The 12581-nt window shown below is 53.8% G+C and carries 11 protein-coding genes; 8 read left to right on the top strand and 3 right to left on the bottom strand.

Features of this window, described 5'->3' with window-relative positions; genetic code table 11:
* Window positions 1-124 precede the first annotated feature (124 nt).
* Together rho and trxA are read right to left on the bottom strand one after the other, a co-directional pair.
* A complete protein-coding gene (gene rho / locus KOSB73_RS02130) occupies window positions 125-1384 on the bottom strand; it encodes a transcription termination factor Rho (protein ID WP_002883293.1) in 1260 nt (419 codons plus the stop codon).
* Between the two features lie 329 nt (window positions 1385-1713).
* Complete coding sequence (trxA, locus tag KOSB73_RS02125) at window positions 1714-2043, bottom strand: thioredoxin TrxA (RefSeq protein ID WP_004097507.1); 330 nt, start codon at window positions 2041-2043, stop codon at window positions 1714-1716.
* A gap of 341 nt (window positions 2044-2384) precedes the next feature.
* On the opposite strand from trxA, the gene rhlB reads away from it, so the two are divergent.
* The 5 genes from rhlB to KOSB73_RS02100 all read left to right on the top strand — a co-directional run bounded on the left by rhlB (window position 2385) and on the right by KOSB73_RS02100 (window position 8142).
* The gene (gene rhlB / locus KOSB73_RS02120; RefSeq protein WP_024360632.1) at window positions 2385-3650 is read left to right on the top strand and encodes an ATP-dependent RNA helicase RhlB; all 1266 of its coding nucleotides are present in this window, start codon (window positions 2385-2387) and stop codon (window positions 3648-3650) included.
* Between the two features lie 125 nt (window positions 3651-3775).
* Window positions 3776-5284, top strand: coding sequence for a guanosine-5'-triphosphate,3'-diphosphate diphosphatase (gene gppA, locus KOSB73_RS02115; protein WP_162685363.1), 1509 nt, complete (start codon window positions 3776-3778; stop codon window positions 5282-5284).
* An 18-nt stretch (window positions 5285-5302) separates the two neighbouring features.
* Window positions 5303-6223, top strand: coding sequence for a LysR family transcriptional regulator (locus KOSB73_RS02110; protein ID WP_004133290.1), 921 nt, complete (start codon window positions 5303-5305; stop codon window positions 6221-6223).
* Window positions 6224-6359: 136 nt separating this feature from the next.
* On the top strand, window positions 6360-7358 hold the full coding sequence (locus KOSB73_RS02105; protein WP_004133291.1) for an amidohydrolase family protein: 999 nt from the start codon (window positions 6360-6362) through the stop codon (window positions 7356-7358).
* A gap of 61 nt (window positions 7359-7419) precedes the next feature.
* Window positions 7420-8142, top strand: a complete 723-nt coding sequence (locus KOSB73_RS02100; RefSeq protein ID WP_004133293.1) for a DUF554 domain-containing protein — start codon at window positions 7420-7422, stop codon at window positions 8140-8142.
* Window positions 8143-8177: 35 nt separating this feature from the next.
* On the opposite strand, the gene KOSB73_RS02095 is transcribed toward KOSB73_RS02100, so the two are convergent.
* Complete coding sequence (locus tag KOSB73_RS02095) at window positions 8178-8963, bottom strand: GntR family transcriptional regulator (protein WP_004133295.1); 786 nt, start codon at window positions 8961-8963, stop codon at window positions 8178-8180.
* A gap of 220 nt (window positions 8964-9183) precedes the next feature.
* On the opposite strand from KOSB73_RS02095, the gene KOSB73_RS02090 reads away from it, so the two are divergent.
* From KOSB73_RS02090 to KOSB73_RS02080, 3 genes are read left to right on the top strand one after another with little or no spacing between them, the layout of a single operon-like run.
* Window positions 9184-10200 (top strand): ADP-ribosylglycohydrolase family protein, encoded by a 1017-nt coding sequence (locus tag KOSB73_RS02090; RefSeq protein ID WP_098140202.1) that lies wholly within the window; start codon window positions 9184-9186, stop codon window positions 10198-10200.
* An 18-nt stretch (window positions 10201-10218) separates the two neighbouring features.
* Window positions 10219-11634 (top strand): purine-cytosine permease family protein, encoded by a 1416-nt coding sequence (locus KOSB73_RS02085; protein ID WP_098140201.1) that lies wholly within the window; start codon window positions 10219-10221, stop codon window positions 11632-11634.
* Window positions 11618-12580, top strand: a complete 963-nt coding sequence (locus KOSB73_RS02080; protein ID WP_098140200.1) for a PfkB family carbohydrate kinase — start codon at window positions 11618-11620, stop codon at window positions 12578-12580. Before KOSB73_RS02085 ends, KOSB73_RS02080 begins: the two co-directional genes overlap by 17 nt.
* The last annotated feature ends 1 nt before the right edge of the window (window position 12581 follow it).

The raw sequence follows: 12581 nt of genomic DNA, 5'->3' as shown, positions 1-12581 counted from the left end.
CTCTGCCTGCCAGCATTCTGCACACATCATACGTTAATACCCATTTTGTTTTCCCTTGCTGGATCATACAAACCCGGAAAACAAAACGCCACGCAATAGCGTGGCGTTTTCTGACATTTTTAACTTACGAGCGCTTCATCATGTCGAAGAAGTCATCGTTAGTTTTGGTCATCGCCAGTTTATTGATGAGGAATTCCATCGCGTCGATTTCACCCATCGGGTGAATGATTTTACGCAGGATCCACATCTTCTGCAGCTCTTCCTGAGTGGTGAGCAACTCTTCTTTACGGGTACCGGAACGGTTGTAATCGATAGCCGGGAAGACGCGTTTTTCTGCGATCTTACGAGAGAGATGAAGCTCCATGTTACCGGTGCCTTTAAACTCTTCGTAGATAACTTCGTCCATTTTAGAACCGGTATCGATCAGTGCCGTAGCGATGATGGTCAGGCTGCCGCCCTCTTCCACGTTACGCGCGGCGCCGAAGAAACGCTTCGGACGATGCAGGGCGTTGGCGTCCACACCACCGGTCAACACTTTACCGGAAGCCGGGACCACGGTGTTGTAGGCGCGCGCCAGACGGGTAATGGAGTCGAGCAGGATGATAACGTCTTTCTTATGCTCAACCAGACGCTTCGCCTTCTCGATAACCATCTCGGCAACCTGAACGTGGCGGGATGCCGGCTCGTCAAAGGTCGAAGCGACAACTTCACCTTTAACCAGACGCTGCATCTCGGTCACTTCTTCCGGACGTTCGTCGATAAGCAGTACCATCAGTACGCAATCAGGATGGTTGTACGCAATGCTCTGCGCGATGTTCTGCAGCAGCATGGTTTTACCGGCCTTCGGCGGCGCGACAATCAGACCACGCTGGCCGCGGCCGATCGGCGACGCCAGATCCAGTACGCGGGCGGTTAAGTCTTCCGTTGAGCCGTTACCACGTTCCATACGCAGACGTGAATTTGCGTGCAGCGGGGTTAAGTTCTCGAACAGAATCTTGTTACGCGCGTTTTCCGGCTTATCGTAGTTAACTTCGTTAACTTTCAACAACGCAAAGTAACGCTCACCCTCTTTAGGAGGACGAATCTTACCGGAAATGGTGTCACCAGTGCGGAGGTTGAAACGGCGGATTTGGCTGGGGGATACGTAGATGTCGTCGGGACCGGCGAGGTAGGAGCTGTCTGCTGAACGGAGGAAACCAAATCCATCCTGCAGTATCTCCAGTACGCCATCGCCAAAGATATCCTCGCCACTCTTCGAATGCTGCTTGAGGATGGCAAAAATAATATCCTGCTTACGCATACGGGCCAGGTTTTCCAGCCCCATATTTTCGCCGAGAGTAATCAGCTCAGAAACCGGCGTATTCTTTAATTCGGTAAGATTCATAATGGTGTGGGTTCTTAAACTCGGGGTAATTCTCGAACTTAATGTTGTGAATGGTATGGCAGGAACATCCATGCCTGTTAACGGCCTTCATCTCGTGTCTGTACGTTGCCTGGTCACAGGAAAGAACGCAGAACTGAAACGACTAAACGGAATGAGTGATAAGCCCGGATTATAAGCCTCACGCGCATTTTTGCGGGACGCTTTGGGTAAAACAAGATTCAAACAAAGGTATGTTTAAAACGAAGTCTGAGATTAACTTAGCACGACTCTCGCCGGGCGTCCAGAGATCCGCAAAAAATAGGAGGCTGGACGCCGGGAGAGCAAGCCGCTTACGCCAGGTTGGCGTCGAGGAACTCTTTTAACTGGCCTTTGGACAGCGCGCCAACTTTGGTCGCTGCAACTTCGCCATTTTTGAACAGCAGCAGGGTCGGGATACCGCGAATGCCGTATTTCGGCGCGGTGCCCGGGTTCTGATCGATGTTCAGTTTCGCAATGGTCAGTTTGCCCTGATACTCTTCAGCGATCTCATCCAGAATCGGGGCGATCATTTTGCACGGACCACACCACTCTGCCCAGAAATCGACGAGGGTTAGCCCGTCAGCCTTGAGTACGTCCGTGTCAAAACTGTCGTCAGTCAGGTGAATAATTTTATCGCTCATATTTAACTCCACAGGAATAAGCCTGGTGTGTTGGTGTCGCGGCCATCAACGACGTGTCGATGCTACGTTACGCACGCTGTTCTTCAGAATGCCTCTTTTATCGATCTGCGTCACAATGTCCATCATGAACTTTGCCCCGCAAAAGATAAAGCAACCCACGTTCAAACCGGCTTATCGCAGATTTGTCACCCTCGCCTCGCTTAGTAGTCTAAGCTTTCGAAGATTCGTTCAGTTGCCGCAGACGCACCTTGAATAATTTCATACATAGCCAACGAAAGGTTGACGTTATTTCACCGGATACGCTTTCTTAATGCAATAGTTAGCTGATATTCTACCACACTATGAGCAAAACACATTTAACAGAACAGAAGTTTTCCGACTTCGCCCTGCACCCGGCAGTGATTGAAGCCCTTGAAAAGAAAGGGTTTCATAATTGCACACCCATCCAGGCACTCGCCCTCCCGCTTACGCTGGAAGGTCGCGATGTCGCCGGGCAGGCGCAAACCGGTACCGGTAAAACGATGGCGTTTCTGACGTCAACGTTTCATTATCTTCTCACTCACCCGGCGATCGCTGACCGCCAGGTCAACCAGCCGCGCGCGCTGATCATGGCGCCGACGCGTGAACTGGCGGTACAGATTCATGCTGACGCCGAACCGCTGGCGCAGTCTACCGGTCTGAAGCTGGGCCTGGCATACGGCGGCGACGGCTACGATAAGCAGCTGAAAGTACTGGAAAGCGGCGTGGATATTTTGATCGGTACCACCGGTCGCCTTATCGACTACGCCAAACAGAACCATATTAACCTCGGCGCCATTCAGGTTGTCGTTCTTGACGAAGCCGATCGCATGTACGATCTCGGCTTTATTAAAGATATCCGTTGGCTGTTCCGCCGTATGCCGCCGGCGAATCAGCGCCTGAACATGCTGTTCTCAGCCACCCTTTCTTATCGCGTCCGTGAACTGGCGTTCGAACAAATGAACAACGCCGAGTACGTCGAAGTTGAGCCTGAGCAGAAAACGGGCCACCGTATTAAAGAAGAGCTGTTCTATCCTTCCAACGAAGAAAAAATGCGCCTCCTGCAGACCTTGCTTGAAGAAGAGTGGCCGGATCGCGCGATTATTTTCGCCAATACCAAGCATCGTTGTGAAGATATCTGGGGTCACCTGGCGGCGGACGGCCATCGTGTTGGCCTGTTAACCGGCGACGTCGCGCAAAAAAAACGCCTGCGCATTCTCGATGAATTTACCCGCGGCGATATCGACATTCTGGTCGCAACCGACGTTGCCGCCCGCGGTCTGCATATTCCGGCCGTTACGCACGTCTTTAACTACGACCTGCCGGACGATTGCGAAGACTACGTTCACCGTATTGGCCGTACCGGCCGCGCTGGCGCCAGCGGTCACTCCATCAGCCTGGCCTGTGAAGAGTACGCGCTGAACCTGCCGGCGATTGAAACCTATATTGGTCATTCAATTCCGGTCAGCAAATACAATTCTGACGCGCTCATGACCGAACTGCCCAGACCGCTGCGCCTCACGCGCCCGCGCCCTGGCAACGGCCCGCGTCGTAACGGTCCACCACGTAATCGTCGTCGTTCAGGTTAAAGCAATATGCCATACACAACATCATGCAAGTTGCATCAAGGCGGCAAGAGAACGAATCCCGATGAGCCTATTCTGGTAAGCGCTCCGGGAAAGAGAACGCGGCCAGCGCAGAGGCAGCTTGAAGGATGAAGTGTATGAGTTCCACCTCGCTCTATGCAGCTATCGATCTTGGCTCCAATAGCTTTCATATGTTGGTTGTACGCGAGGTGGCCGGGAGCATCCAGACCCTCAGTCGTATCAAACGCAAAGTCCGTCTGGCCGCTGGCCTTAATGGCGACAACACGCTCTCTGCCGAAGCCATGGAGCGCGGCTGGCAATGCTTGCGCCTGTTCGCCGAGCGTTTGCAGGATATTCCCCCGACGCAAATCCGCGTGGTCGCTACGGCGACGCTGCGCCTGGCGGTTAACGCCGGTGAGTTTCTGGAAAAAGCGCGGGAAATCCTCGGCTGCGCGGTGCAGGTTATCAGCGGCGAAGAGGAAGCGCGCCTGATTTATCAGGGCGTCGCGCATACAACCGGCGGCGCGGATCAGCGTCTGGTCGTGGATATTGGCGGCGCCAGCACCGAGCTGGTTACCGGCACCGGCGCGCAAACCACCTCGCTTTTTAGCCTGTCGATGGGCTGCGTGACCTGGCTGGAACGGTACTTCGCCGATCGCAGCCTGACCAAAGAAAACTTTGACCAGGCCGAAACCGCCGCGCGTGAAGTTTTGCGTCCCGTCGCCGATGTTCTGCGCTATCACGGCTGGAAAGTGTGCGTCGGGGCTTCCGGTACGGTCCAGGCGTTACAAGAAATCATGATGGCGCAGGGGATGGATGAACGCATCACCTTAGCCAAACTACAGCAGCTCAAACAGCGCGCTATTCAGTGCGGTCGTCTGGAAGAGCTGGAGATTGAAGGCCTGACCCTTGAACGCGCGCTCGTCTTTCCTAGCGGACTGGCGATTCTCATGGCCATCTTCAGCGAGCTGAACATTCAGTGCATGACGCTCGCCGGCGGCGCGCTGCGTGAAGGTCTGGTCTACGGCATGCTGCACCTGTCGATCGATCAGGATATTCGCAGTCGTACCTTACGTAATATTCAGCGCCGGTTTCTGGTTGATACCGAACAGGCGCAGCGCGTTGCCCAGCTGGCCGCCCATTTCGTTCATCAGGTGGAAAACAGCTGGGAAATTGAGCCGCTATGCTTCGATTTGCTGCAAAGCGCCTGCCAGCTGCATGAAATCGGCCTGAGCGTGGAGTACAAGCAGGCGCCTTTGCACGCCGCCTGGCTGGTGCGCAATCTGGACCTGCCCGGCTTTACCCCCGCGCAAAAGAAGCTGTTGGCGACCCTGCTGTTAAACCAAACCAGCACCGTCGACCTTTCTTCCCTTCATCAACAAAACGCGGTTCCGCCGAGAGTCGCGGAGCATATGTGTCGTCTGCTGCGTCTGGCTATTCTGTTTGCCAGCCGCCGACGCGACGACCTGCTGCCGATGATTACGCTGGCTGCCGTCGATGAAAATTTGACATTAACGCTGCCCCATGGGTGGATGGAAAATCATCCGCTGGGCCGGGAAATGGTCGAACAGGAGTGCCAGTGGCAGAGCTACGTTCACTGGCCGCTACTGCTGAACGAGGATGGCGCAGCAAAATAGCCCAATCAGGGGAATATCATGCGAGAAGAACTGGACTTCAAATCGCTACGTTTTTTTTCCGCCCTCTTCCGCCTGGGGAATGTCTCTCCTGCCGCCGAAGCGCTCAACGTCAGTCAGCCGACCGGCAGCCTGTTGTTGAAAAAGCTGCGCGAGCATTTTGACGATCCCCTGTTTGTGCGAATCGGGCAACGTATGGTGCCCACGCCTCGCGCCGATGATATCGCCCAGACCATTTTTACCATTCTTCAGCTAGTCGATAACCAACTTCCCGGCAATCCTGAATTTAACCCCCAAACCAATACGCGTAACTTCACTATCGGCATGACCGATATTAGCCAAATGACGTTGTTACCGCCGCTGCAGGCTCTGCTACAGCAGCAGCGCGCCGAAGGCATTACTTTTTCCGTATTGAATATCGACGATCAAACGCTGGGCGCGCTTGAGTCGGGTAAATGCGATTTAGCTATTGGCTATCTGATGCAGCTACCGGATAGCGTTTATCAGCAACGCCTGTTTAATCAATCCTACGTTTGCCTGGCGGCAGAAAACCATCCGCGGATCCGAGACTCGTTTACTGCCGAGAACTGGCGGCTGGAAAAGCATCTTGCCGTTCACGTCAACGGCACAGGGCATGGCGATATCGATAAATTGCTTAATGAGTACGGCATGCCGCGCCGTATCGCCCTCACCCTCCCCAGCTTTTTAGGCGCAGGCGAACTGGTTGCGGATAGCGAATTGCTTGCCGTCGTCCCCGAGCAGCTGGCGAACCATATTATTAATCGCTATCCCTGCTGCAGCTGGCCGTTGCCATTTTCGTTACCGGAAATTGCTATTCGCCAGGTCTGGCATCAGCGTCTACATCGCGATCCGGGGCATATCTGGCTACGGTCGCTGATCGTCAACTTACCCACAACGGGCAGTAACACAACCATCTATTAATTTTTAGACCTCAAATCATAATACTGTATTAGTTTTCCTGATAGTCTGTATTACATTCTGCATATTGCTGCCAATACGTAAAAAATCCTATTCTCCTCGCATCAGATAATATCGAAAACGATTAGAGGAATAGATTATGCGTGGTAAAATCGCTTTAGAAGAGCACGTTTCAACACCTAAAAATAACAGCCTGTGGGATGCAACGGGTGAAGCCTCAAGAAATGGTTCTGAATACATGCAGGACGTTGAGCGCCGCTTATTAGATCGTAGCTATCAGCTGAATGAAATGGCCCAGAGGAATATTGACCATGTTATCCTTTCTTTAACTTCACCTGGGGCCCAATCTATTTTAGATAAAGCGACAGCCGTATCTTTTGCTCGCGAAACCAATGACTATATCATCGAGAACTACGTTAAACCCAATCCGGATAAATTCAGCGCATTCGCTACTTTAGCATTACAAAATCCCGAAGCTGCGGCCGAAGAGCTGGATCGCGCAGTAAAAAAACTGGGAATGAAAGGCGCGCTGATTAACGGTTATACCAATGTCCAGGATAGCGAACACGGCCTGTACCTGGATGATGAATCGATGCTGGTATTCTGGGATAAAGTCAATGAGCTGAACGTTCCCGTTTATCTGCATCCTCGTGAACCATTAGAAGGCGCTGCGCGCGGTATCTACACCGGCTATGAAAGCCTGATCGGTTCCGCCTGGGGGTTTGCGCAGGAAACCGCAGTTCATGCGATTCGCCTAATGATGAGCGGACTGTTTGACCGCTATCCAAACCTGAATCTGGTGCTGGGCCATTTAGGCGAAGGACTGGTCCATATGCTGCCACGAACGCAGCATCGTCTCTATCGCCAGCGTTTCGGCTGCGGCCTCGGTAAAGCAGAAAAACCATTAATGCACTATTTGCAGAATAACTTTATCGTGACCACCAGCGGCCACTTTAATACTTATTCGCTGCAAAATGCGCTTGATATTATGGGCCCGGATCGCGTGATGTTTTCCGTCGATTATCCCTATGAAGATATTCATCAGGCCTGCGATTGGTTCGATCCGCTGGAAATGGATACTGAACTGAAAGATAAAATTGCCTGGGGCAACGCTAGCCGCGTTTTTAATATTAAATAACCCATCCCATTACAACTAAAGGGCCTAATAACAGGCCCTTTTCATTTATGGAGAATATATCATGCCGCTAGGTATTTTTATTTGCAGTGGTTCACTGCTTATCGGTGCCATTTTTGGCGCTTCTCTCAACCGATTTATTCCTGAGCATTTAAAAAAAACCTTACCGCTAATCGCCGGATTAATATCCATCAGTATGGGCGTATTTTTTCTCAATAAGTTGATAAATCTGCCGCCTATTGCTTTGGCAGTCATCGTGGGTACCATTATCGGTAGCCTGCTGCATATCGAAAAGCTTATCGAAAATGCCGCAATGAAGCTTCGGGGTCCTATCGAGAAGGTTTTTCCCACCAACGGCAACTCCGGTATGGAGCCAGAGGATTTTACCAACCAGTTTATCGCCGTACTGATCCTGTTTTGCGCCAGCGGAACCGGTATTTTTGGTGCATTAACCGAAGGAATGACCGGAGATGCGACAATATTGATCACTAAATCTATTCTCGACTTCTTCACCGCCGCTATTTTTGCCTCCGCGCTGGGGTATATCATCGCCGTTATTTTTGTGCCCCAGCTAATTGTATTTGCGATCCTCTTCTTCGCCGCCAGCTTTATTATGGTGTTTATCACTCCGTCAATGATCGCGGATTTTACGGCCTGCGGCGGCATCGTCATGTTGGCGACGGGTTTTCGACTCTGCGGTATTCGCGCTTTTCCAACGGCGAACATGCTACCCTCGCTGCTGCTGGTAATGCCCTTCTCCGCCGCCTGGCAACAATGCATCGCCTGAAGGGCATCTTTACCAGCATCGCCCGGATACTGGCATCACGCCTCTTTTCTGCGTACGACGTCTGGTTTGCCGCCAGGCAACGACTGGAGTTTCACTCTGAAATCAAAATTAAAGTAATTGCTCAGGCAGAAGGCGGTACCGTACTCAAGCACCTCGCCCTGAGCATTACGGCTTTTCAGCGTAATTTTCATCAATGGCACCCCCTGCGGCAAGTCGAGCAAATTCAGCTCTTCCCCCGAAGGAACATGTACCGTCAGGGAGTAATCCTGAAGATCGGGAAAAATAGCATTTTCCGCCCAGTGCGCGTACAGCGACCCTTCAAGTAAATCCGGGCGGGGCAAGAAACGCTCGGGAATAAACATGGTTTCGATAGAAACCGGAAGGGCATCGACCAGACGTACGCGTTTAATTTTCGCCACCCGATCGCCGACCGCGATCTCCAGCTCACGAGCCAGAAAATCATCCGCCGCCAGCTTTTCCCGCACCAGCCATCGATTGGACACCGTTCCTGAATTTTGTAGCTGGGCAGAAAACCCGCCGCTGGCAAGGTTATAGCTTACCGGCAGATTCACCTCGGTCCCTTTTCCATGGCGCTTAATCACCAGCCCGGCTTCCAGCAACGCATCAAGGGCCTTAACCACCGTCACGCGCGATAGTTCCAGCGTCTGCGACATTTTGCGCTCAGAGGGCAGAATGCTGCCGTGCGTCAATAACCGCTCCGTCATCGCAGCTTCAATAGCTTGTTTAAGCTGAATATAAAGCGGCGCGGGAGCCTCTGCATTCAGACGCCCTTTTATATACTCAAGCAACGGTTGCGACATAATTTCGTGGCCTTGCGGAATTCAGTGGCAGTGGATTTATCATAGTGGATCCATACTGGAATCAATAGCCCCATCATAACGTCTCCCCACTATTTTGAGCGCCGCATTTTTCTCTCAGAATGCGCCTGCGATCACAGCATGATGATAAAGGACTTTAACTGGACTTAATCTGGATCTATTTTTAGATTAACTTTTATTCATTTCTTCCTGGGAGCCGACGATGTCTGATATTCGCCCTACCTATATTGCCGAAAGCCGCATCCTTGGCTGTCTTTTTGGGCAAGCCATCGGTGATGCGATGGGCATGCCCTCTGAACTGTGGCCTAAACGTCGAATCATTAACCATTTTGGCTGGATTGAACGCTTTCTTCCCGGACCGAAAGAGAATATTGCTGCCTGCGAATTTCGCGCCGCCGAGTTCACGGATGACACCCATCAGTGCATCGCTTTGATGGATGCGCTTGATGAAACCAACGGCGTGACCGATCCACTGGCCATCGCCAGACACATTCTGCTGTGGGCCCGACGCTGCCAGGCATTTGAGAAAAATATTCTCGGCCCAACCTCAAAGGCTTCTCTGATCGCGCTCGAACAGGGGCAACCGCTGGATGAGATCGCGGCCAACGGCGTGACCAACGGTGCGGCAATGCGCGTGGCGCCGATGGGCTGTCGACTGCCCACCGGTGACAGGGCGTTTTTCATTGAGCAAGTGCGGCTATCCTGCCTGCCGACGCACAAATCCGACATCGGCATCGCCGGCGCGGTGGTCATTGCCTGGGCGATCAGCCGCGCCATTGAAGGGGCCGAATGGCCGTTAATCAAAACGGAGCTGGCGTCGCTGGCAAATGAAACCCAGCGCCATTACGAGTCCACTTTTAGTCCACTTCTTGGGAACCGTATCCACCTGGCGCTGGAAACGATCTCCGGAGAGACTGACCACCTGACAGGTATCGAACGTATTTATGAGGATATCGGCGCCGGTATGGATATTATCGAGTCTGTCCCCGCAGCGATTGCGCTGGTCGAGCTGGCAAAAACGCAGCCCATGAAATGCGCTATGCTGGCAGCCAATTTAGGCGGCGACACCGACACTATTGGCGCGATGGCAACCGCCATCTGCGGCGCGCTTCATGGCATAGAGGCTTTTCCTGAAGAACCTATACAACAGATTAAGCAGGCCAACAGCATCGACTTCGCGCCTTACGCACAGCGGCTTGCAGGATACCGCTTCGCATAATTCACTGAGGGCATCACTATGGACAGCAAAGCTTCATACGATGGAAATATCCAGACGACAGATCCCGGAATGGCGGAATTAGGGATCGGTCTCGTTCCCCCGGTCCACCAGACCCAACAACCGGTCCAGCTGTTTTTCGTCTGGTGCGCCGCGAATATTGGCATTCTTGGGGTCGTTTACGGCGCGGTCATTGTGGCGTTTGGCCTCTCATTCTGGCAGTCGATCCTTGCCGCCGTGGCAGGCGTCGCCTCTTTTGCGCTGGTCGGCGTCACCAGCATCGCCGGCAAAATCGGCCGCACCACGACGCTCACCCTCTCCCGGGTCATTTTTGGCAAACGCGGCAATATCGCGCCCACCAGCTTCTGTTGGGTGAATCTGATGGGCTGGGAAGCGGTCAATATCATTACCGGCACGCTCACCCTCGTCGCGCTGTTTGCCGCCATGGGTCTTGAAGAGAGCCTGACCACCACCGCGCTGTCGCTTTTCTTGTTTGGCGGGCTGACCGTACTGGTCAGCGTGCTCGGACAAAATGCCGTGCTGATGATGCAAAAATGGATCACCCGGATCTTTGGCGCCATGACGCTGCTGGTAGTGATCTATTTACTCTTCACCGCAGACTGGCAGGCCATCCTCGCGCTGCCTTCAGGCAGCTGGCTCACCGGCTTTTTGCCAGCGGTATCAATTATTGCCGCGGGCACCGGCATCAGTTGGGCTATCGCCGGCGCCGACTATAGCCGGGATCAGCGTCCCGACGCCGGTGAAAAGCCTATTTTTCTCGCCGTTGTCAGCGGCGCCGCGCTCCCCCTACTGCTGCTGATGCTCACCGGGATACTGCTTACCGCCCAGATCCCCGACCTGGCCTCCAGCGAGAACCCCATTTCAGCAATTGGCAAACTGCTGCCTTCCTGGATGGCAATCCCCTATCTGGCCGCGGCGACCGCCGGGGTCGTGACCATCGCCGTGCTGAGTCTCTATTCCGCCAGCCTTAACCTGTTAAGCATGGGGATTAAGCTCCAGCAGCGCTCCGCCGTAGCCCTTGATGCCGTTCTGGTGCTGGGGATCGCGCTCTACGTGCTGTTTGTCTCGAAAGATTTTCTCGGCCCTTTCATCGCGTTTCTGATTTTCTGCGGCGTATTTCTGGCCGCCTGGGCCGCCATTTTTATGGTCGATTTTTATCGGATTCGCCGCCGAGCCGGATATGCTGAAGCTGATTTATTCAGGGACAGCGGAGCGAACCGCACCGCGCTGGGCTGCTGGATTGTCGGCGCGCTGGCGGGATTGATGGTATCCAAAACCGGGTTTATCGACGGACCTTTCGCGGTCGGCATTTTCGCGGACTCCAGCCTGGGTCTGTTTGTCTCTTTTATTCTGAGCCTGGCGCTGTATCTGGCGTTCGGCGCAAGAAAGGAGGCCAGCCGTGACAATAACAGCTGACCTGCTGTCGCCGCGGCGGCCGATCGTGGTTATCGGCGCCGCTTTTGGCGACATGATTCTCCATCTCGATGCGCTGCCGCATAGCGGTAGCGATGTTTCTGCCCGCGATGGCGGACGGCAGATTGGCGGCTGCGCGTTTAATGTCGCCCGCGCGCTCTCGCGCCTTGAACTCCCTTTGATAAACGCGATACCGGTGGGCAATGGCGAGTGGGGGCAGGCCGTTGCACAGAAAATGGCGCTGGAAAACCTACCCGTCCTCTTGCGCCACCCCACCCACGATAACGGCTGGTGTCTGGCACTCGTCGAGGCGAACAAAGAGCGGACGTTTATCACCGTTGAGGGCTGCGAGCAGCACTGGAACAACGAGCTGCTGGCACAAATTCCGCAGCCGAAGGACGCCATAATTTATGTCTCTGGCTACGAGCTGGCCAGCGAAGCGCTGCGCCAGTGGATTCTGGACCTTACGGAAGATAAAACGCTGTTTGTCGATTTTGGCCCGCGTCTGAACGATCTGGATATTCACTTTATCCAGGCGCTGCTGGGCAAAGCTCCTGTGCTCACTCTGAATCGCGATGAACTCAGCGTGCTGTGCGCACGTTTATACGATTTGGATAGCGCGACCCTTGACGCCGCTTCACGGCTCGCCAGCGACTGGCATTTACGGGCGATCTGTCGGTTCGATAAAGATGGCGCGTGGGTGGTTGAACCTGACGCACAACCGCAGCATATTCCTGCCTGCCGCGTGAAGGTCTACGATACGATTGCCGCTGGAGACAGCCACTGCGCCGGTACGATCGCCGGGCTGGCCTGCGGGATGGATCTGCGCCAGGCCGCGCTGCTGGGCAATGAAGTAGCGGCTATTGTCGTCACCCGGCCGGGTGCAGACGGTGCTCCGGGTCGCGAAGAGCTACGTCAGTTCCAGATTCAGCAGCAAAACGGCCGCTAGC

The sequence above is a fragment of the Klebsiella grimontii genome, from assembly GCF_900200035.1.
GTDB classification, from domain to species: Bacteria; Pseudomonadota; Gammaproteobacteria; order Enterobacterales; family Enterobacteriaceae; genus Klebsiella; species Klebsiella grimontii.
The sequence above is the reverse complement of the archived record's forward strand: the minus strand, read 5'-3'. Positions and strand labels throughout refer to the sequence as shown.

Bases quoted from the DNA above. Each gene is read 5' to 3' on its own strand.
- KOSB73_RS02085 (WP_098140201.1), top strand. From the start codon at position 10,219: ATGGACAGCAAAGCTTCATACGATGGAAATATCCAGACGACAGATCCC.
- KOSB73_RS02090 (WP_098140202.1), top strand. From the start codon at position 9,184: ATGTCTGATATTCGCCCTACCTATATTGCCGAAAGCCGCATCCTTGGC.
- gppA (WP_162685363.1), top strand. From the start codon at position 3,776: ATGAAGTGTATGAGTTCCACCTCGCTCTATGCAGCTATCGATCTTGGC.
- KOSB73_RS02105 (WP_004133291.1), top strand. From the start codon at position 6,360: ATGCGTGGTAAAATCGCTTTAGAAGAGCACGTTTCAACACCTAAAAAT.
- KOSB73_RS02095 (WP_004133295.1), bottom strand. From the start codon at position 8,963: ATGTCGCAACCGTTGCTTGAGTATATAAAAGGGCGTCTGAATGCAGAG.
- rhlB (WP_024360632.1), top strand. From the start codon at position 2,385: ATGAGCAAAACACATTTAACAGAACAGAAGTTTTCCGACTTCGCCCTG.
- KOSB73_RS02110 (WP_004133290.1), top strand. From the start codon at position 5,303: ATGCGAGAAGAACTGGACTTCAAATCGCTACGTTTTTTTTCCGCCCTC.
- KOSB73_RS02100 (WP_004133293.1), top strand. From the start codon at position 7,420: ATGCCGCTAGGTATTTTTATTTGCAGTGGTTCACTGCTTATCGGTGCC.
- rho (WP_002883293.1), bottom strand. From the start codon at position 1,384: ATGAATCTTACCGAATTAAAGAATACGCCGGTTTCTGAGCTGATTACT.
- trxA (WP_004097507.1), bottom strand. From the start codon at position 2,043: ATGAGCGATAAAATTATTCACCTGACTGACGACAGTTTTGACACGGAC.